At 53.2% G+C, this 20,423-nt stretch carries 22 protein-coding genes; 20 read left to right on the forward strand and 2 right to left on the reverse strand.

Going from position 1 to position 20,423, the window contains the following annotated elements; translation table 11 throughout:
- The first annotated feature begins 48 nt into the window (after positions 1-48).
- The 12 genes from mreC to FHP88_RS03945 all read left to right on the forward strand — a co-directional run bounded on the left by mreC (position 49) and on the right by FHP88_RS03945 (position 11,213).
- Positions 49-948, forward strand: a complete 900-nt coding sequence (mreC, locus tag FHP88_RS03890) for a rod shape-determining protein MreC (protein WP_260843184.1) — start codon at positions 49-51, stop codon at positions 946-948.
- Positions 945-1,433, forward strand: a complete 489-nt coding sequence (gene mreD / locus FHP88_RS03895) for a rod shape-determining protein MreD (protein ID WP_144357686.1) — start codon at positions 945-947, stop codon at positions 1,431-1,433. The genes mreC and mreD overlap by 4 nt, the downstream gene beginning before the upstream one ends.
- A 4-nt stretch (positions 1,434-1,437) precedes the next feature.
- The gene (gene mrdA, locus FHP88_RS03900) at positions 1,438-3,282 is read left to right on the forward strand and encodes a penicillin-binding protein 2 (protein WP_144357687.1); all 1,845 of its coding nucleotides are present in this window, start codon (positions 1,438-1,440) and stop codon (positions 3,280-3,282) included.
- Positions 3,282-4,418: a rod shape-determining protein RodA gene (rodA, locus tag FHP88_RS03905; RefSeq protein WP_144357688.1), complete on the forward strand. Its 1,137-nt coding sequence runs from the start codon at positions 3,282-3,284 to the stop codon at positions 4,416-4,418. Before mrdA ends, rodA begins: the two co-directional genes overlap by 1 nt.
- 50 nt (positions 4,419-4,468) lie before the next feature.
- On the forward strand, positions 4,469-5,473 hold the full coding sequence (mltB, locus tag FHP88_RS03910) for a lytic murein transglycosylase B (protein WP_144357689.1): 1,005 nt from the start codon (positions 4,469-4,471) through the stop codon (positions 5,471-5,473).
- A complete protein-coding gene (locus tag FHP88_RS03915) occupies positions 5,470-6,315 on the forward strand; it encodes a septal ring lytic transglycosylase RlpA family protein (RefSeq protein ID WP_260843155.1) in 846 nt (281 codons plus the stop codon). Before mltB ends, FHP88_RS03915 begins: the two co-directional genes overlap by 4 nt.
- A 167-nt stretch (positions 6,316-6,482) precedes the next feature.
- Entirely contained in the window at positions 6,483-7,637 is a 1,155-nt protein-coding gene (locus FHP88_RS03920) for a D-alanyl-D-alanine carboxypeptidase family protein (RefSeq protein WP_144357690.1), read from the forward strand.
- Between the two features lie 19 nt (positions 7,638-7,656).
- Positions 7,657-8,532: a D-amino acid aminotransferase gene (locus FHP88_RS03925; RefSeq protein ID WP_144357691.1), complete on the forward strand. Its 876-nt coding sequence runs from the start codon at positions 7,657-7,659 to the stop codon at positions 8,530-8,532.
- A 4-nt stretch (positions 8,533-8,536) separates the two neighbouring features.
- On the forward strand, positions 8,537-8,809 hold the full coding sequence (locus FHP88_RS03930; protein WP_144357692.1) for a YbeD family protein: 273 nt from the start codon (positions 8,537-8,539) through the stop codon (positions 8,807-8,809).
- Positions 8,809-9,468, forward strand: a complete 660-nt coding sequence (gene lipB, locus FHP88_RS03935; RefSeq protein WP_144357694.1) for a lipoyl(octanoyl) transferase LipB — start codon at positions 8,809-8,811, stop codon at positions 9,466-9,468. Before FHP88_RS03930 ends, lipB begins: the two co-directional genes overlap by 1 nt.
- The gene (gene lipA / locus FHP88_RS03940; RefSeq protein ID WP_144357695.1) at positions 9,465-10,445 is read left to right on the forward strand and encodes a lipoyl synthase; all 981 of its coding nucleotides are present in this window, start codon (positions 9,465-9,467) and stop codon (positions 10,443-10,445) included. Before lipB ends, lipA begins: the two co-directional genes overlap by 4 nt.
- A gap of 9 nt (positions 10,446-10,454) precedes the next feature.
- Positions 10,455-11,213, forward strand: coding sequence for a YdcF family protein (locus tag FHP88_RS03945; protein WP_144357696.1), 759 nt, complete (start codon positions 10,455-10,457; stop codon positions 11,211-11,213).
- A gap of 25 nt (positions 11,214-11,238) precedes the next feature.
- Here the strand turns inward: FHP88_RS03945 and murI are convergent, their stop codons facing one another.
- Together murI and FHP88_RS03955 are read right to left on the reverse strand one after the other, a co-directional pair.
- Positions 11,239-12,069 (reverse strand): glutamate racemase, encoded by an 831-nt coding sequence (murI, locus tag FHP88_RS03950; protein ID WP_313957280.1) that lies wholly within the window; start codon positions 12,067-12,069, stop codon positions 11,239-11,241.
- Entirely contained in the window at positions 12,044-12,487 is a 444-nt protein-coding gene (locus FHP88_RS03955; protein ID WP_144357697.1) for an FxsA family protein, read from the reverse strand. The genes murI and FHP88_RS03955 overlap by 26 nt, the downstream gene beginning before the upstream one ends.
- Positions 12,488-12,584: 97 nt before the next feature.
- On the opposite strand from FHP88_RS03955, the gene cutA reads away from it, so the two are divergent.
- The 8 genes from cutA to FHP88_RS03995 all read left to right on the forward strand — a co-directional run bounded on the left by cutA (position 12,585) and on the right by FHP88_RS03995 (position 20,283).
- A complete protein-coding gene (cutA, locus tag FHP88_RS03960) occupies positions 12,585-12,914 on the forward strand; it encodes a divalent-cation tolerance protein CutA (protein ID WP_144357699.1) in 330 nt (109 codons plus the stop codon).
- Positions 12,893-15,211 (forward strand): protein-disulfide reductase DsbD, encoded by a 2,319-nt coding sequence (locus FHP88_RS03965; RefSeq protein ID WP_144357700.1) that lies wholly within the window; start codon positions 12,893-12,895, stop codon positions 15,209-15,211. The genes cutA and FHP88_RS03965 overlap by 22 nt, the downstream gene beginning before the upstream one ends.
- The gene (locus tag FHP88_RS03970) at positions 15,208-15,729 is read left to right on the forward strand and encodes a TlpA family protein disulfide reductase (RefSeq protein ID WP_144357702.1); all 522 of its coding nucleotides are present in this window, start codon (positions 15,208-15,210) and stop codon (positions 15,727-15,729) included. Before FHP88_RS03965 ends, FHP88_RS03970 begins: the two co-directional genes overlap by 4 nt.
- Positions 15,730-15,938: 209 nt before the next feature.
- A complete protein-coding gene (gene aroQ / locus FHP88_RS03975) occupies positions 15,939-16,379 on the forward strand; it encodes a type II 3-dehydroquinate dehydratase (RefSeq protein WP_144357704.1) in 441 nt (146 codons plus the stop codon).
- Positions 16,380-16,407: 28 nt separating this feature from the next.
- Entirely contained in the window at positions 16,408-16,857 is a 450-nt protein-coding gene (gene accB, locus FHP88_RS03980) for an acetyl-CoA carboxylase biotin carboxyl carrier protein (RefSeq protein WP_144357705.1), read from the forward strand.
- 13 nt (positions 16,858-16,870) lie between these two features.
- Entirely contained in the window at positions 16,871-18,211 is a 1,341-nt protein-coding gene (gene accC, locus FHP88_RS03985; RefSeq protein ID WP_144357707.1) for an acetyl-CoA carboxylase biotin carboxylase subunit, read from the forward strand.
- 50 nt (positions 18,212-18,261) lie between these two features.
- A complete protein-coding gene (gene prmA, locus FHP88_RS03990) occupies positions 18,262-19,140 on the forward strand; it encodes a 50S ribosomal protein L11 methyltransferase (protein ID WP_144357708.1) in 879 nt (292 codons plus the stop codon).
- Between the two features lie 12 nt (positions 19,141-19,152).
- Positions 19,153-20,283 (forward strand): DUF3426 domain-containing protein, encoded by a 1,131-nt coding sequence (locus FHP88_RS03995; protein ID WP_144357710.1) that lies wholly within the window; start codon positions 19,153-19,155, stop codon positions 20,281-20,283.
- Positions 20,284-20,423: the final 140 nt, after the last annotated feature.

A 20,423-nucleotide genomic window follows, 5' to 3' on the forward strand; every position in this document is an offset into this window, starting at 1 on the left:
CGTCAGGCGCTGATCAAGAGTCAAAGAGGCTGATCCCCCATTAAGCCGATCTTTACACAAGGTCCGTCGATTACCTTCCGCGTCATCTTAGCCGTGGTGTTTTCGCTCGTCTTGATGATCATCGATCACCGCCAACACCACCTGGAATCGGTCAGGTCGGCGCTCTCAACGGTGATCTACCCGCTGCAATATGTGGCCAATCTACCCCTCTCAATCGGTCACTGGGCCTCAGAAACATTTGCCACCCGCACCCGCCTCCAGGACGAGAACCGAAACCTTAAAAAAGAGAATCTTTTGCTCCAGGGGCGCCAGCAGAAGCTGGCCGCCCTGGAAGCTGAGAATATGCGCCTGCGGGATCTTTTGGACTCCTCATTCAAAATCGGCGACCGGGTTCTAATTGCGGAGTTGATCGCCGTAGACATGGACCCCTATCGTCAACTCGTGCTGTTGAACAAGGGGTCGAGTTCCGGCATTTTCAAGGGGCAGCCCGTGCTGCATGCCAATGCGGTGATGGGACAGGTCGTCCATGTCAATCGCTTCACCTCCTCCGTACTGATGATTACGGATGCCAGCCACGCCCTACCCATCCAGGTCAATCGCAATGGGTTACGTACCGTGGCAATAGGAAGTGGGCGCATCAACGAGCTGGAATTACCCAATCTGCCCAACAATGCTGACATAGAGGTGGGCGACCTGCTGGTAACCTCTGGTCTGGGTGGACGCTTTCCCTCCGGCTATCCAGTGGCCGTAGTCACCTCCATTATTCGAGAACCCGGGGAACCCTTTGCACGAATAAAGGCCCAGCCCAGCGCCCATCTGGAGCGAGCACGTGAGGCACTATTAGTATGGACCCTGACCCCACCAGAGCAGACTGACACCACTCCGCAACTGGAACCTGAAAAAGAGGTCGAATCCACAACTGAACCTGTGCCGAGGGATAACCCATGACGCTTTCCCCCAGACAAGGCACCATCGTCATTGTCGGCAGTTTCTTTGTCGCCTTGCTGCTGGCCATTCTGCCGCTACCCGACTGGGCACAAATGCTGAGACCCCAGTGGTATACCCTTGTACTGATTTATTGGGTGTTGGCCTTGCCACACCGAGTGGGTGTTGCTGTTGGTTGGGTGACCGGTATTACCGTGGATGTCCTGACAGGAACCCTACTGGGCCAACACGCCCTCTCACTGGCGCTGATTGCCTATATTGTCTTTGAGATGCACTTGCGCATTCGTCTTTTCCCTTTGTGGCAACAATCCTTGACCATCCTGGTACTGTTGCTATTGGAAAAACTGATCTCGCTGTGGGTAATCGGGGCCGTGGCACAACCCACGCCACCACTTACCTATTGGGCCCCGCCACTGGTCGGCATGCTTTTATGGCCCTGGATCTATATTATCCTGCGTGATTTACGACGCAAGTTCCAAGTAAGCTAACAAGATGTACCCGAGCACGCTTAAAGACTATCTGCGTGAAAGCCGGTTATTTCGATCGCGCGCCATTATTGCCGCACTGATTGTGCTCTTGCTACTGATACTGTTGGTTATGCACTTGGCAACGCTGCAGATAGTCGATCATACTCACTTCACCACCCTTTCGCGAGACAACCGGGTAAAGGTGGAACCACTCCCACCGACCCGCGGGCTGATCTATGATCGAAACGGCGTCATTTTGGCGCAAAACCTGCCTACTCATAGCCTCGAAATCACCCCCGAGCGGGTAAAAGATCTGGACAAAACCCTGGAAGAGCTGGGCAAGCTGGTTCCCATCAGTGATAACGACCTTAAACGCTTCAAACGACTTAAAAGTCATCAACGGCGCTTTGATAGCATTCCTATTCGGGTACAGCTAACCGACGAAGAGGTGGCACGCTTTGCGGTCAATCGTCACCTGTTTCCCGGGGTAGACATACAGGCCAAACTGCTACGGGACTACCCGCTGAAAGACATAACAGCCCATATCCTGGGTTATGTGGGCCGTATCAATAAAAAAGAGCTTCAGGAAATCGATAACTCAAGCTACTCCGGTACAACACATATCGGCAAAAACGGGGTGGAAAAATATTATGAAGAAGCCCTGCATGGAGAAGTCGGTTTACAGCAAGTAGAGGTCAATGCACTGGGGCGGGTCATTCGGGTGCTAGAGAATAAGCCTCCACAGCCCGGAAAGGACCTGCATCTTACACTGGATGCCACATTGCAGCGTGTCGCAATGCAAGCATTCGGTGAGGATAATGGCGCAGCCGTGGCCATCAATCCGGAAAATGGCGACATCCTTGCCATGGTGAGTAAGCCTGGCTTTGACCCCAATCTGTTTGTTGAGGGCATCTCCTCTGCTGACTATAACGCCCTACAGACATCAGAGGACAATCCACTGTTCAATCGCGCCATTCGGGGACAATATCCACCAGGATCTACCATCAAACCCTTTATTGGACTCGCCGGCCTGGAGAGTGGCGTGATCAGTGCCACACAGAAAAAATTCTGTCCCGGTTTTTTCCAACTGCCAAATCACAGCCATAAATACCGCGACTGGAAAAAGACCGGACATGGCGCTGTAGACCTGAATGACGCTATCACCCAATCCTGTGATGTGTACTATTACGATCTAGCGCTGCAACTAGGGATAGACAAACTTGCAGAATACCTTGCTCCTTTTGGGTTCGGTGAAAAAACCGGGGTCGACATTACCGGTGAGCTTGGCGGTTTATTGCCCTCGCGTGAATGGAAGAAGGCGGCAAAAAAGCAGCCGTGGTATCCAGGTGAAACGTTGATTACCGGGATAGGTCAAGGCTATTTCCTGACCACCCCGCTGCAACTGGCAAGCGCCACAGCAACGCTTGCAGAACAGGGAATACGCTTGCAACCCAGAATCGTAAAATCTATTGCACAAAGCAATGAGGCGACACCTACTGATCAGCCCGTAACCAGACATCCGCCCGTGACAAAACGCTCTGAATCCAATTGGGACGCCATGCTCTCCGCCATGTTGCAGGTCACGGAAGGACTGCGAGGAACGGCGAGAAACATTCGCAACGATCACTATCGAATTGCTGGCAAAACGGGAACTGCTCAAGTATTTACGGTCAAACAGGAAGAGAAATACGACGAAGATAAGATCGATAAGAAGATGCGAGACCATGCCCTGTTTATGGCGTTTGCCCCGGCGGAGAATCCGAAGATTGCAGTCGCAATCATTATTGAGAATGGCGGTCATGGTGGTTCCGTGGCCGCACCTATAGCGAAAGCCATCATGGACCACCATCTGCTACAGGGAAAGCAATAATGGCGCATTACAAACCGAGCGGCCTGCCAGAATCGAATCCTACCCGGGCCGAAGGCATTCTGGCCGATCTACATCTCGATCTTCCCCTGCTGACCGGACTGCTACTACTTTGCAGCTTTGGTCTGCTGGTGCTATACAGCGCTAGTGGTCAGGACATGGCGGTTATTGAACGCCAATTAATCCGCCTTGGCGTTGCCTTTGTTGTGATGATTGCCGTGGCCCAAGTCAGACCATCCACACTGAGACGCTGGGCGCCCTGGCTGTTCGCGGCAGGCATCTTAATGCTAATCGCCGTACTGGTCGCAGGCCAGGTGGGCAAGGGCGCACAGCGCTGGCTCAATCTTGGATTCTTTAGATTCCAACCCTCAGAGATGGTCAAACTGGCCGTCCCTATGATGATCGCCTGGTTTTTAGCGGAGAAATCACTGCCGCCCAAATGGAGTCGCCTCGCGATGGCCGGCGTGATGATTTTGATCCCGGTTATGTTGATTGCCCGACAGCCAGATCTTGGCACCTCCCTTCTGGTGGCCAGTGCAGGCATCTTTGTGCTCTTTATGGCGGGCTTGAGTTGGCGTTTTATGGGCGGAATGATTATCACGGCCATACCCGTTGCCTGGGTCCTCTGGGAGTGGGGCATGCGGGAATACCAGCGCAACCGGGTGCTGACCTTTCTGAATCCAGAACGTGACCCGCTGGGCACCGGCTATCACATCATTCAATCAAAAATCGCCATCGGCTCAGGCGGCCTTTATGGCAAGGGTTGGCTAAATGGCACGCAATCCTATCTTGAATTTCTTCCCGAAGGGACCACAGACTTCATCTTCGCCGTTTTGGCGGAAGAGTTCGGTTTCATAGGCATTTTGGCGCTGCTCGCCATCTACATATTCATCATCCTTCGCGGCCTCTATATCGCCGCCCAGGCCCAGGACACTTACAGCCGACTCCTGGGGGGTGCCATCACACTGGTGTTCTTTGTTTATCTCTTTGTAAACACCGGCATGGTTAGCGGAATCTTGCCAGTGGTCGGCGTGCCCCTCCCTCTGGTGAGTTATGGCGGCACCTCGTTGGTGACCATCATGGCCGGTTTCGGTATCCTGATGTCCATACACACACATCGGAAGCTACTACCGACATAGGATTCACACCGAACACCGGTTTGATTGCGAATAACATAAGGAAAGCAGGCATGTTTCACACCTTCTCAACCATCAGACTACTCATCGTCTTGCTTTTCATAAGCAGCGCCAGCCAGACTGCCAATGCCGGGAGTGAATACGATGAACTGATTCAGGAGCTGGTGGCCGAAAAAGGTTACGAGGCCGAAAATCTGAGAAAAATACTGGCTGATGCGAAACGCAGCCAACAGGTGATTGATAGCCTTAACCGACCGGCAGAAACCATCCACACATGGAAAACTTATCGCCGCATTTTCCTGAAACCCAATCGGATTGAAGAGGGTGTTGCCTATTGGAAGAAACATCGAGTCCATTTGGATAAAGCCGAGGAAATCTACGGCGTTGCACCCGAGATCATTGTAGCCATCATTGGCGTAGAAACCCTATACGGAAAGCGACCAGGCACGACCAGCATTCTGGATGCCCTATATACTCAAGCCTACCACTACCCCAAGCGCTACCAATTTGGCCGCGCGCAACTGAAGGCCTTTCTGCAAATTCTTATGGAAGAAGAGATGGACCCCTCCATGGCACTCGGCTCCTATGCCGGCGCAATGGGTACACCACAATTTATCCCGACGAGCTTTCTCAGTTTCGCAGTGGATTTTAACGGTGACAAGAAACGGGATATCTGGGGTAATGATGCAGACGTCATAGGCAGTGTGGCCAACTATTTTAACAAGCACCAGTGGCGCAAGGGTGAAGCCGTTGCATTCAGAACCGAAAGCATAGCGCCGACCCATCCACTCTACGTGGAATCAGCCCAAAGGGCCGCAAAACCGGATACACCACTCAGCACTATTAAAGAGGCCGGAATAGCAGCACCTGATCCTGCGGATGAGAGTACCCTGACAAAAATCATCCAGCTCAAAGGGGCAGAAGGTGATGAATTCTGGCTGGGCATGCACAATTTCTACGTCATCACTCGATATAATCACAGCAATCTATACGCCATGGCGGTGTATCAGCTGAGTCAGGAGATCCTGGCGCTTAAACACAGCCTGGAAAAACAGTGACACGAAATCAGTTCATCCATACGCTTTTACTCTGTCTGATCGGCGCCACGCTGATTACAGCCTGCTCAAGATCACCCATTATCCCGGGCTTTCCTGAGTCCGAAGACAGCGCACCCAGCAGGCGGCTCAATCCCGACACCATTGCCGACGCCACACCTCGCACAGAACCGCGAAGTCGACGTGGCAACCCGCAATCCTATGTGGTCAGAGGCCAGCGGTATTATACACTGGAGCACAGCCAGGGTTATGTGGAAAAGGGGATTGCTTCCTGGTATGGCACCAAGTTCCATGGCCGTTCAACCAGCAGTGGCGAACCCTATGACATGTACGCCATGACGGCGGCGCATAAAAGTCTGCCTCTGCCGACTTACGTTCGGGTGACTAATTTGCGCAACGGCCGATCAGCCATCGTCAAGGTGAACGACCGCGGCCCCTTCCATGACAATCGGATTATCGATCTCTCTTATGCTGCAGCCACAAAACTTGGCATACTCGGTCAAGGCACTGGCCTCGTTGAGGTTAAGGCGCTGGACCCCCGCCAACCACAGCAGCTCGCTTCATCGGCATCTCCCCATCCAGCCAGTATTCAGGCACAACGCACCAAAGAGCCTGATCTGTTTATTCAGGTGGGCGCATTCAGCAGCCGGCAAAATGCCAATCAGCTGAGCCATAGACTGACCAATTCTCTCGGAGAGCAGGTCCGTATCCAGGAGATTGAGAACCAGGGAAAGCGAATATTCCGGGTTCAAATCGGCCCTTTAGCCAGTGTCGAACAAGTGGACAGCCTCAGCCTCAATCTCCCCAAGCTGGGGATTGCAGAGACCCAGGTCATTATCGACTGAGTAGAGTTTAGGCTATACGACAACTGATTTGAGGTTCAATCTTGTAACAGTGTGGCAAAGACAGTTTTAGGGCATTTTTCAGGTTAGAATAAGCCGCTTTCGATAGAACTCTGCCTGTTGAGTGCTGTCTCTAGATACCTCAGGCTCAAGTAACCAAAAGGATTAAAATGTTCCAAAGCCCCATCAGAAAAAAGACCACCCCCCTCCTCACCCTCATCTGGTTCTGCCTGTTCGCCACTGCTGCGTCAGGGGCCCCCGTACCTGCACCGCCTACCGTTGCGGGCACAGGGCATCTGCTGATTGATTATGACAGTGGCCGCATTCTCTCTTCCAAGAACGCTGATCAACCCCTGGAACCCGCCAGTCTGACCAAAATCATGACGGCCTATGTGGTACTCAGGGAGATTCAGGGTGGACACGTTACGTTGCAAGACCAGGTTCTGGTAAGTAAAAAGGCCTGGCGCACACCAGGCTCCAGAATGTTTATTGAAGTAGGCAAGAAAGTGGCGCTGGAAACGCTATTAAAGGGGATGATCATTCAGTCGGGCAATGATGCAAGTGTGGCCTTGGCAGAACATGTCGCGGGCAGCGAAGAGACCTTCGCCAATTTAATGAATGAGCATGCCCAACGACTCGGCATGATAAACACCCATTTCGTTAATAGCACCGGTTTGCCGGCTGACAATCACCACACCACGGCACAGGATATTGCCCTCGTGACTGCTGCGACCATTAGAGAATACCCTGATTTTTATCAATGGTATGCGACCAAGGATTTTACCTTTAATGACATCACGCAGAAAAATCGCAACCGCCTGCTGTGGCGTGATGACGCGGTTGATGGCGTAAAAACCGGACATACTGATGCAGCAGGTTACTGCCTGGTCGCCTCAGGAAAGAAAGATGGCATGCGCCTTATCTCAGTTGTCATGGGCACCCAGAGTGAAGATGCCCGAGCCAAGGAGAGCCAGGCCCTACTCAATTATGGCTTCCGTTTTTTTGAAACCCATCGCCTATATGGCGCCGGCGACAAACTGACCACCACCCGTGTTTGGAAGGGCAGTCAGGAGCGATTAAGTCTAGGGGTTGAAAAAGATCTCTATATCACCATACCCAGACGACAATACAAAAACCTGGATGCCAGCATGACGATCAATCCAAAGCTGATAGCTCCTGTGGTCATGGGTGCTGCGTTTGGCAAGGTCAATATAGCTTTGGAAGGCGAAACTGTGCTGGAGGCTAATTTGGTAGCCCTGGAATCAATCCCAGAAGGGGGGATTCTGCAAAATATCAAAGACACTGTGCTGCTTTGGATGGAATAGAGAACCCAGAGAACATGTTATGAATGAAGCACAGCCTGACATCTACCTCAACGGCCAGTTTCTGAGACCAGAAGAGGGAAAAATTTCGGTCATGGACCGGGGATTTCTGTTCGGCGACGGTGTCTATGAGGTAATTCCTTGCTATGCGGGCCGGCTTTTCCGACTAGAACACCACCTGCAACGCCTGGATAGTAGCCTGCACGCTATTCACATGACCAACCCCTTGAGCACGGCGGAGTGGCAAGCGATTCTGCAACGATTGATCCAGCAGTTACCCGGCACCGATCAATCGGTCTATCTACAGATCACGCGCGGCTCCACAGGAAAGCGCGATCATGCGATCCCAAAAGAGATTCAGCCTACGCTGTTTGCCATGACGCAACCCGCCATCTACCCGGATGAAGCCAGCCTGACCAATGGCGTGAAGGCTATTACGCTCCAAGACAATCGCTGGCATCGATGCAACATAAAGGCCATCACACTCCTGGCGAACGTCTTACTTCGCAGTGAGGCCATGGATCATGGGGCCTCCGAAGCGATCCTGATCCGCGATGGGCAGGCCGTGGAGGGTGCTACGAGCAATATTTTCATTGTGAAAAAACAACGGATCATCACACCACCCAAGAGTGAACATTTACTCCCGGGAATTACTCGCGACCTGGTCCTTGAGCTTGCTGGACAACAGGGGATGCCATTTGAGGAGTCAGCGATCAGTGAGCAAGCGCTCAACGAAGCCGATGAGATCTGGCTTACCAGCTCAAGCAAGGAGGTGATGGCCGTCGTTGAACTGAACGGACAAAGGGTTGGAAATGGTAAACCTGGCCCCATTTATAGTCAGATAGCCAATCATTATCAGGCCTACAAAAACCTTCTACGAAAAGGCAGCACCCTTTAGAGCCATGAATCAAGAGAACCAGACACTACTTGAGTTCCCCTGTGAATTTTCCGTAAAGGCCATGGGGCTCTCCAGTCACCCCGATTTCGAGACACTAATCCTGGAGATTGTTTCGCTCCATGTACCAGATCTGACCGCGCAGAACTGCCGAACCAGGCAAAGCAAGAACGGGAAATACCTTTCTGTCTCCGTTACTTTCCAGGCCACCAGCAAGACCCAGTTGGATGCTATCTACTACGCCCTCACGGATCACACCGATGTCGTCATGAGCCTCTGATGGTTTACAGCCCCTCTCCACCCCTGATTAAACAGTTGGGCCTGCAGCCCTACGAACCAGTCTGGCAACAGATGCAGGCGTTCACCAATGAACGCAATGAAGACACCCCGGATGAGATCTGGCTAGTAGAACATCACCCTGTGTTTACCCTGGGACAAGCCGGCAAGCCAGAACATCTGCTCGACCCCGGTACTATTCCAGTAGTGCAAACCGATCGAGGAGGCCAGGTTACCTATCACGGGCCGGGCCAACTGGTCTGCTATTTAATGCTTAACCTGCGCAGACACAAACTGGGCGTACGTCAACTGGTCACACTGATTGAACAGAGCATCATCGACCTGTTGCAGGATTACAATATCAACTCCGCTGCTCGCCCAGACGCCCCCGGTGTCTATGTGAAACAAGAAAAGATTGCCGCCCTCGGCTTACGGGTCAGACACGGCTGTAGTTTTCATGGTCTGAGCCTTAATATCGACATGGATCTAGAGCCCTTCAGTCGCATCAATCCCTGTGGTTATCCCGACATGAAGGTGACCCAAATGCGTGATTTAACAGCCGGGGCAACCATTGCAACCGTCTCTGACGGGCTGCTCAAACATATTTTTCTGAGACTCGGTTACAATAACACTGATCTCACCACAGCCAGAGCCCCCTTATGAGCAACCCAAAGGATCACAACGCCCCGTCCCGCGCTACCCCGGAAACCCACCAGCGTGGCGAAGATAAGCTGGCGAGAATACCTATCAAGGTAGAGCAGACCAAGACCATGCCACGCAAGCCCTCCTGGATCAGGGTAAAAATGCCGAGCGGTGAGCGGGTCAATGAGATCAAGAAAATCCTTCGACAGAGCAAACTCAGTTCTGTCTGCGAAGAGGCCGCCTGCCCTAACTTGGGGGAATGCTTTAGTCACGGCACGGCTACTTTCATGATTATGGGAGACATCTGTACCCGGCGCTGCCCCTTCTGCGATGTGGCACACGGAAAGCCACTGCCACTGGATCCAGCTGAACCGACCGAACTGGCAGAAGCCGTTAAAGCAATGAAACTACGCTATGTAGTCATCACCTCAGTTGACCGGGATGACCTGCGAGACGGCGGTGCCGCACATTTTGTAAACTGCATCAGGGCACTGCGCGATACGAATCCGGAGACACAAGTCGAAATACTGGTTCCAGACTTCAGGGGACGCATCGGCGTTGCACTGGATGCGTTTGATGCCATCTTGCCAGACGTGTTCAATCACAATCTGGAGACCATCCCTCGACTCTACCGGCAGGCCAGACCGGGTGCCGATTACCAGGGCTCACTCGACCTACTGGCGCAATTCAAAGAGCGACATCCGAATGTCCAAACTAAATCTGGCCTGATGCTGGGATTGGGCGAAACCAATGACGAGGTACTTGCCGTTATGCAAGACCTGCGCAACCATAACGTCAACATGTTAACCTTGGGTCAGTACCTGCAACCCAGCAGGGATCATCTGGCGGTTGAGCGGTTCGTAACACCTGAAGAATTTGATCAGCTGCGCCAACAGGGGGAGGCTATGGGTTTTGCAAATGTCGCCAGTGGGCCCATGGTACGCTCGTCTTATCATGCTGACCTACAGGCCAATCCATTACTGAATACCCATAACTAGGAGTAACCAATGAATCAGGAGATCGTCTGGACCCTTAAAACCCTGATATTGCCACCAGGCATTCTGGTTATAATCGGTCTCCTTGGTTTCATTCTAGCCAGGCGTTTCATTGGCAAGCTGCTCCTGCTGATCACGCTCGCCGCACTCTATCTTTTCTCCACTCCCTACCTGTCAAAGCAGTTAATGGGCAGCCTGGAGATCGTCGCTGCGTTGACGGACGCACAGATACAAAGCAGCAAGGCACAAGCCATTGTGGTGCTCGGCGCGGGACGCCGGGAAGCCGCACCAGAATATGGCGGTGCCGATACGGTCAACTCCCTGCACCTTGAAAGACTTCGTTATGCCGCGTGGCTCTCAAAGAAGAGTCGGCTACCGCTGATTACCAGTGGAGGGACGCCAAGGAGTAACGGACCCAGCGAGGCCACAATGGCCCGTGATGTACTGGAAAAAGAGTTTGGCGCAACCGTACTGTTTGCAGAGGAGCAGAGTCGGACGACACGGGATCAAGCACTGATACTGAAAGACCTGCTGGAAAAACGAGGCATCCGTAAGATCCTTCTGGTCACCCACGCCTGGCATATGCTCCGTTCACTCGATGTGTTTGAAGCGGCCGGTATTGAGGTTACACCTGCACCCACCGCCTTTGCCCATACCCGATCGAGTAACGACACCTACTTCGACTGGCTCCCGACTGCCAAAGCATTCTACGACAGTTATTTCGCACTCCATGAACATCTGGGGCGGGTATGGTATCGGTTACTGGAATAAGGTGAGAGACCGACCAACACCCGGATCAACAGAAGCCCTCCGGCAACCGATCTACCGAAAGAGGCTGCGGCCATAGACGCCCAACCTGTGTGACCATCTGCGAGGGATCGCCGCTACTCCAGAAACGTATCGTACCTGAATTGTCTGCATCGCCCAGCAGTGACAACCTCTGTAAACGTCGCTGCAACTCTAACGCGATGGCCTGGCCGGTATCCACCAGTACGATCCCAGGACCCGTCACCTCACGGATGATGGGCGCCAAAAAAGGATAATGCGTACAACCCAACACCAAGGTATCTGCACCCTGCCGGAGCAGCGGCTCCACTGCGGCGCCGACCAGGGTGCGCGTCTGATCGGAAAACAAATCACCCTGCTCGATCTGCTCTACCCAGCCATGGCAGGGCTGTACAATAACCTGCTGTGATGCGCCGTGCTCGACCACTAACCGCTTGAACTTCTCACTCCCCAGCGTGCCTTCTGTGGCCAAGACCCCCACAATGCCGCTTCGACTCTGGCTGATCGCCGGCTTTACCCCGGGCTCAACACCAATCACAGGCAAGCTAAACTCATCTCTAAGCGCAACGATGGCCGCTGCAGTTGCAGTATTACAGGCAACGACTATAGCCTTGACGCCCTGATCAACCAAAAAACGGGCAATTATTCGCGCACGCTCGATAACATAGCTTGACGATCTTGGGCCATAGGGCAGATGACCGGTATCGGCGACATAAATGAGCGATTCAGACGGCAAATGCTGATGGATATGCCTCAGGACCGAGAGTCCTCCAATACCGGAGTCGAATACACCGATTGGCGTCGCACACGCCTGATCAATCATCATCCCGGTGATACTCACCCTCAATCACCCTATGTTCAGCGGATTTAGGTGGCACAGCACCTTCCGCAGGATGCAGGGCACCCGAACGCTTAAGAAAGCCGACAATCATCGCCCGCCTGATCGGTGGCACAAGGGCCAGGAAACCGAATAAATCTGTAAAAAATCCCGGTAAGAGCAGCAAAATACCACTTAACAACAGCACTACCCCCTCCAGCATCTCAACGGCGGGCACCTCACCCCGATCCATGCCCGCCCGTACCCGCATCGCGGTTGAAAAACCCTGAATACGCACGAGCAGCCCCCCCAGCACGGCGGTAAAGATGGTCAGGGTGATGGTGGGGAGCGCCCCGATCTGGGAACCCACCTCAATGAGGAAATAGAGTTCAACCAGCGGGATACCGACAAACAGGAGTAGAATAAGAGCAAGCGGATTCATGGACGCAGAGCTTACGCTCAGCAACCCTACGATTCAAGGGAGCATCCAGGCAACATTAGCTTTTGCGCGTTAACTAACATTGCTGTATCTTCCGCAAATGTCTGTGGACAAGCTTCTGATTTACTGTACCTGCCCAGACCGGGCAAGCGCCGACAGGATCGCCGGCCACCTGGTCACGAAACGACTTGCCGCATGCGTCAGCATCACGGCTCCGGTCACTTCGATTTATACATGGCAGGATAAGCTTGAGACGGCGGAAGAGCACCTGTTACTGATCAAGACAAGCCAATCGCGCTATGCTGAGCTGGAACAGGCCATCCTATCCGTCCATCCCTATGAACTTCCGGAGATCATCGCAGTCCCTATAGAACGGGGGCTACCGTCCTATCTCCACTGGATTGATGAATGTATAGAACAACAAGACTAACTCTAATTCGCCTCCTGCTACTCCTACTCCTGATCCCCGGTCTAGCGGCATCCCAATCTGAAAATGATTACCTGCTCCCACAAGAGGCCTTCCGACTTACAGCACAGGCCGAAGGCCCTGAGTTCGTTCAGATCACCTGGCAAATAGCCGAGGGATACTACCTTTATCGCAGCAAGATCAAACTCAGCAGCGAATCAGCCGATATCACACTGGGCGAAGCGACGTTCCCCAAAGGAAAAATAAAACAGGATCCATACTTTGGTGATATGGAGGTCTATCGAAACAGTGTTTCGATAAGGGTTCCTGTTCAGCGCAGTAACAGCGCTGCGAATGTCCTACCCCTGATGACAGTCTCCCAAGGCTGTGCAGATGCCGGTCTCTGCTATCCACCACAGAAGGAAAAGGTATCCATTCAACTCCCCCCTCTTACTGCTCAGCCACTGACACCCGCCCTGTCATCCCTGAGCAATCTGGGTCAATCACTAGGACTAGAACAAGAGGATGAGATCCTGACACCGGATCAGGCCTATCAATTCTCAGCCCAGGTAGAGGGGCCTGATCGCATCAGGCTACTGTGGCAGATTGCTGATGGCACCTACCTCTATCAGGACAAATTGAACATCGCTTTGGAAAACGCTGAGGGCGTTCAGCTCGGAGCCTACCAACTCCCTGAAGCAGAGATAAAGCAGGATGCCCTGAGGCCCGACGGCACCTATGGTGACTTACCGGTCTATCACAACGAAATCAATCTCCCGCTCACACTGCTGCGCACTCAATCTGCGGCTACCGGGATCACACTAAAAGTAGGTTATCAAGGCTGTGCTGAGGCCGGCGTCTGCTATCCGCCAATCCGCAAAACCGTCGCACTGCAGCTCCCAGCCACGGCAAGCAATTCGACAGGCAGCAGTGCTTTAAAGCAGGCCCAGCAACAGCTGATCGCCAGCCAATCGGCAGCACCCCTAGCACTGACAGCAGCCCCCGAGGCACCGCTCTCTGAACTGGATGAGATTGCCTCAACCCTGGCAGGAGGAAGTACCTGGTTAGTCATACTGGTCTTCTTCGGCCTTGGGCTCGCGCTCTCGCTCACGCCCTGTGTATTCCCGATGATCCCGATCCTTTCGGGTATCATTGCCGGCCAAGGCAGCAACATGACCACCAAAAAAGCCTTTGTGCTTTCACTGGTTTATGTGCTGGCCATGTCTCTCACCTACACCGCTGCTGGCGTACTGGCGGGCATGTTTGGGCAGAATCTGCAGGCCGCTTTCCAAAACCCCTGGATACTCAGCTTCTTTGCCCTGGTATTTGTGCTACTGGCGCTCTCCATGTTCGGCTTCTATGAACTTCAGCTACCCAGCCGCTGGCAGAGCAAATTGGCCGAGACCAGTAACAAACAATCAGGGGGGAGTTTAACCGGCGTGGCCATCATGGGCTTCTTGTCCGCCCTAATAGTAGGCCCCTGTGTGGCGCCGCCATTGGCCGGGGCTCTGATCTATATCGGACAGACGGGGGATGCCCTGCTAGGTGGTCTGGCGCTCTTCGCTCTGGCAATGGGCATGGGAGCCCCGCTGATCATCATTGGCACCTCTGCAGGAAAGTATCTACCAAGGGCCGGCAGCTGGATGGATCGGGTTAAGGCCGTATTTGGCGTAGGGATGCTGGCCGTCGCAATTATCATGCTTGAGCGCATTCTACCTGCCGCAGTCTCGCTGTTGCTTTGGGGCATGCTGATGGTTGTCAGCGCCATTTACCTCGGCGCATTGCGAGAGTTGGCCGTTGAGGCATCGGGATGGGACCGCCTCTGGAAAGGCCTGGGCGTGGTAATACTGATCTATGGCACACTCATGCTGGTCGGTGCAGCGGCCGGTGGCAAAGACACCCTACAGCCGCTTCGGGGATTGATTGCATCCAGTGGCGGCAGCGAGGCTGCGCACCTGCAATTCAAACGCATTAAAAGCGTCGCTGATCTACAACGGGAAGTGAATGCGGCCAGCGCTGCAGGCCAACCGGTGATGCTGGACTTTTATGCAGACTGGTGTGTCTCCTGCAAAGAGATGGAGCGCTACACCTTCAGTGACCCCAAGGTAATCTCTGCCCTTTCAGGCACGCGCCTATTGCAGGCCGATGTAACGGCCAATGATGAGCAAGACATCGCACTGCTGCAGGGTCACTTCGGGCTACCAGGTCCACCCAGCATCATGTTTTACGGGCGCGATGGGAAAGAACGGAAAGGCTTCCGCGTAGTGGGATTCAAAGGCCCAGAAGAGTTTGCCAAACACGTGAGTAACGCACTGCAATGAACAACCGAGTGATCAATAACCTCCTCTTAATCCCCCTACTGCTGGCGCTACTTATCGGTTGTGAGCAGGAAAAACCCAAGCTGAATATGACAGGCAAGGCAGAAACACAGCTCCCTGAATTCAGCTTTGCTGACCTGGAGGGCGTTCAACATAGCAGCGCAGAATGGAAGGGGAAGATTCTTGTAGTGAATTACTGGGCAACCTGGTGTCCTCCCTGCCGCAAGGAGATGCCGCTGTTTATTGAAACCCAGAAAGCCTACGGTGATAAAGGGGTGCAATTTGTTGGGATTGCCATTGATGATCCCCATATGGTGCAGGATTTTGTGGATGTATTTGATATCAATTTCCCCATATTGATAGGCGACGCAGATGCCATCAGGCTTTCTAACAGAATGGGTAACCGATTCGACTCTCTACCTTTTACGGCTATCTTTGACCGGGAAGGCAAAACCCGCCACGTCCAAGCCGGAGAGATGAGCCAAGCGCACCTCGATAAACAACTTATTCCGCTGTTATAACGAGCGCACTTGGATAAAACAAAGTCTTTCACGTAGCTACACCCACAACAATACATTAATTCCTGTTTTATTTTCGCCAAACGTGATGTGATCTTCGTTAAAATCTGGACAAACTGACTCAGCTCGGTCAAAATTCATCAAACTCTAGCGAAAAAAGCAGTAAACTCCGCGCACCCTTTTGGCGCACACCATCTGTCAGGTAGGCAACAATGGCAACCATTCTTGTATTGAACGGACCCAACCTAAATCTTTTAGGGACCCGGGAGCCCGATCTATACGGCCACGAGACGCTTGCCGACATCGAAGAGCGGCTACACCATCTCACCCAGGGTGCCGGGCATGACCTGACGTTCACACAAAGCAATGCAGAGCATGAACTGATTGATCGCATCCATCGCGCCCGCGATGAACAGATCGCCTTCATCATATTCAATCCCGCAGCCTTTACCCATACCAGTGTGGCACTTCGCGATGCCCTACTGGGAGTGAACATACCCTTTATAGAAGTGCACCTCTCAAACGTTCACGCCCGTGAATCGTTCAGAAAGCACTCCTATTTTTCCGATATCGCAGAAGGTGTCATTAGCGGTCTTGGCGTGCAGAGCTATGAACTCGCACTTGCTACCGCACTGAAACGCCTCAGCACTTAACCAAATAAAAACAGGATTGATAATCACAATGGATATCCGCAAAGTTAAAAAATTGATCGAACTCATCGAAGAATCTGATGTTGCTGAGATCGAAATCCATGAAGGCGAAGAGTCTGTACGTATCAGCCGTAACAGTTCAGCCGCTCCCATGATGGCCTATGCGGCACCACAAGCACCCGCTGTTGCCACCTCACCTGCACCGGCGCATCATGAACCCGCAAAAGAAGTGGCTGCCAAAATCACAGGCCATCAGATCCTGTCACCCATGGTGGGCACGTTCTACCGCGCACCCACGCCGACCTCCAAGAATTTTGTAGAAGTTGGACAACACGTGAGTGCTGGCGAGACCCTCTGTATTATTGAGGCGATGAAAATCCTTAACCAGATAGAGAGCGACAAATCCGGCGTCATCACCCAGATCCTGGTGGACAACGGCCAACCTGTGGAATACAACGAGCCACTGTTCATCGTTGAGTAAGGGCCCTGTTGCTATGATCGAAAAAATCGTCATCGCCAATCGGGGCGAAATCGCACTCCGAATCCTGCGCGCCTGTCGTGAACTGGGCATAAAAACCGTTGCCGTTCACTCTGAAGCAGATCGCGACCTGAAACATGTACGCCTGGCGGATGAAACCGTCTGCATCGGGCCCGCACCTTCTGCTGGCAGCTACCTGCAGATTCACTCTATTATCAGTGCTGCCGAAGTCACCGACGCCGTCGCGATCCACCCCGGCTACGGCTTTTTGTCCGAGAATGCCGACTTTGCCGAACGCGTAGAAGAGAGTGGGTTCATCTTCATCGGCCCCAAGCCTGAAACCATTCGCATGATGGGTGACAAGATCACCGCCATTGAGGCAATGAAGGCCGCGGGTGTGCCCTGCGTTCCAGGATCAGATGGACCACTGGACGGGAACGAGGCCAGAACACTGCAAATGGCCAAAGATATCGGCTATCCGGTCATCATCAAAGCGGCCGGCGGTGGCGGTGGTCGCGGCATGCGCGTCGTCCATTCCGAGGCCACGCTACTCAATGCCATCTCCCTGACTAAGGCCGAGGCGGGATCTGCTTTTGGCAATGACACCGTTTACATGGAAAAGTACTTGGAAAATCCTCGCCATGTGGAGTTCCAGGTTCTGTCCGATACCCTAGGCAACGCTATACACCTTGGAGAGCGTGACTGCTCCATGCAGCGCCGCCATCAGAAAGTGGTTGAAGAGGCTCCAGCCCCAGGCATTTCAGAAGAACTGCGTAATCGATTAGGCGAGCGCTGCGCTGAGGCCTGTCGTACCATCGGTTACCGCGGGGCAGGCACGTTCGAGTTCCTCTATGAAAATGGCGAGTTCTATTTCATTGAAATGAACACCCGAGTTCAGGTGGAACACCCCGTTACCGAGATGATCACCGGTGTCGACATTGTCAAGGAACAACTACGGATCGCCGCTGGCGAGGCACTTGCATACAAACAATCTGACATCAAAATACGCGGCCATGCCATTGAATGCCGTATCAACGCAGAAGACCCAGAGACCTTCATGCCTTGCCCGGGCAACATCACCCATCTGCATATACCGGGTGGGCCGGGGATTCGTGTCGATACCCATATCTATGATGGATACCGTGTTCCTCCCTATTATGACTCGATGATTGGCAAACTGATTGCCCATGGAGAGACGCGCGAATCAGCACTCGCCCGTATGAAGACCGCCCTTTCGGAGATGGTCATCGACGGCATCAAGACCAACATCCCTCTACAACAGCGCATCATGCAGGATGAAGCCTTTGCCAGGGGCGGAGCCAACATTCATTACCTGGAAAAGAAACTGGGTATTTAGTACGCAACAGTTCGGGACGGAGCTCTCCGTCCCGTGAAGCGGAGTAGCACATGCCCTGGATTCAGGCTCACCTCACCACCAGCAAAGATCAGGCGCCGCTTATAGAGTTGCTGTTTGAAAGCCTGAACGCCTTCTCCACCACGCTGGAGGATGCTGAAGACGAACCCTTATTGGAGCCGAAACCAGGCGAAGCGCCCATCTGGAAAGTAACACGCGTTACAGGCCTGTTTGAGGGTGATATTGACTCTGACGACCTGCGCAACCGCATTAATCATGCACTCAACAGTGACGTTACCCCGACACTGACGCTCGAAATCCTTGAGGACCAAGAGTGGGAACGCGTCTGGTTGGAAAATTTTCATGCCATGTCCTTTGGCAGACGACTTTGGATCTGCCCTGAAGGCAAACAGACTGATCAGAAAGATGCCATTGTGGTCGAACTCGACCCCGGCCTTGCCTTTGGCACAGGGACCCATCCAACCACCGGACTCTGCCTACAGTGGTTGGATCGTACCCCACTGGAAGGCCTTGAACTGATCGATTTTGGCTGTGGTTCGGGAATTTTGGCAGTCGCGGCCCTAAAACTGGGGGCCGAACGGGTCTACGCGACAGACCATGATCCACAAGCCATCCAGGCGACGGAAGCGAATGCACAAAAGAATAAGGTAAGTGAGCGATTGCAACTCTGTAGCGACAGCCATCTGATTCCTCATCCCGTTGACATTGTTCTGGCCAACATCCTGGCAGGCACCCTGATTGAACTCCAGCAGCTCCTCGCCAGCCTGACTAAGCAGGGCGGCAAAATCGTGCTCTCCGGCATATTGAGCGAACAAGCCGAGAGAGTACGCAACTGCTACAATGATCACTTTGATATGGCCCCACCCATCCAACAGGAAGAGTGGGTTCTGTTGGAAGGTGTCAAACGCTGAGCGAGTCGCAATTTGTATACACAATGCCCCCACTGTCACACCCTGTTTCGCATCAGCGCTGATCAACTGAAGGCTGCCGCGGGCAAGGCACACTGCTGTCGCTGTGACCAGGTATTCAGCGCCCTGAACAACCTGCGGGAGCGAGAGCCTGAGCATGAAGATACCTGGCCAGAGTCCCGCTTTATCGACGACCTGCCTGAGGAGCAAAACCTCGAACTCCCCTTCGATGACCCGGTTGACTCGCCACACCAGGAATTACACAGCGGACTCACAGATCTTCTACGGACTTTACAGATCAATCCCGAGCCAACCCCTTTCGAAGAGACAGAGACCGATGACGCCGAGCACTTGGCCATTGATGATGATCGCGATCCATTCGAGCCCGCTTACGATCTGAATGACGGCGAGCTGGATAGCGTCCAGATTGGCCTGGATTCACGTTTTTGCGGCCCGCTAATGGCGATGCCAACGGATGAGGACAATTCAGAGCAAGCCAATAGCGATACAGCTGAGCCTGATGTCATTGATGCCGACACTGAACCCAGCATCGAACCAACCACTGCGCTGACGGATGAGGATGAAGCACTCTTGCCATTCCCCGTTCCTGACAACCTTCCCGAGTTACAACCAACGGAACAACAAGCCCTGTCAGTTGAAGATACCCTGGCGTCTCCAGGGCATAGCAGGGGTACTTTTGGCTGGTCCGTTGTCATAGTGATCTTATTACTGCTGGTGATAGGCCAACTCAGCTGGTTTGGCCGCAGCCAACTCTTGCAGTATCCGGCCGGCCGACAGGCCATGGAACAAGTCTGTGAAATGCTCTCCTGTCAACTACCCCCCCGGAGAGATCCTGCAAAAATCGCCGTAGTCTCACGTTCGATCAGCACGCACCCCGATTTTGAGGACACCCTGCTGGTCATGCTGACACTGCGCAACCAAGCTGCGTTCGAGCAACCTTTTCCAACACTTGAACTCAGCTTACTGGACAGCGCCGGCGCCTTGATCGCAAGACGAAGCTTCAGTCCAGAAGAGTACCACAGATCATCCGACAGACTGATTCAACCCGGTGTACCCGAATCACTCAAGCTGGAATTACAAGACCCGGGAGCCGAAGTCGTCGGTTTCCAGTTTGACTTCTACTAGGAGGCTGCTGGGTTTATCCGTTTGAAGCAAAAACGATTGAGGCGAAGCAAATCAGTTTATGGACGAAGCGAATAGTGGGCCTATTTAACGCGCTCCATAACTGAGCTGACTGTCACCCAGGGGGCTGCAGCCAAACAGCG

The sequence above is a fragment of the Sedimenticola selenatireducens genome (assembly GCF_007625115.1).
GTDB lineage: Bacteria > Pseudomonadota > Gammaproteobacteria > Chromatiales > Chromatiaceae > Sedimenticola > Sedimenticola selenatireducens_A.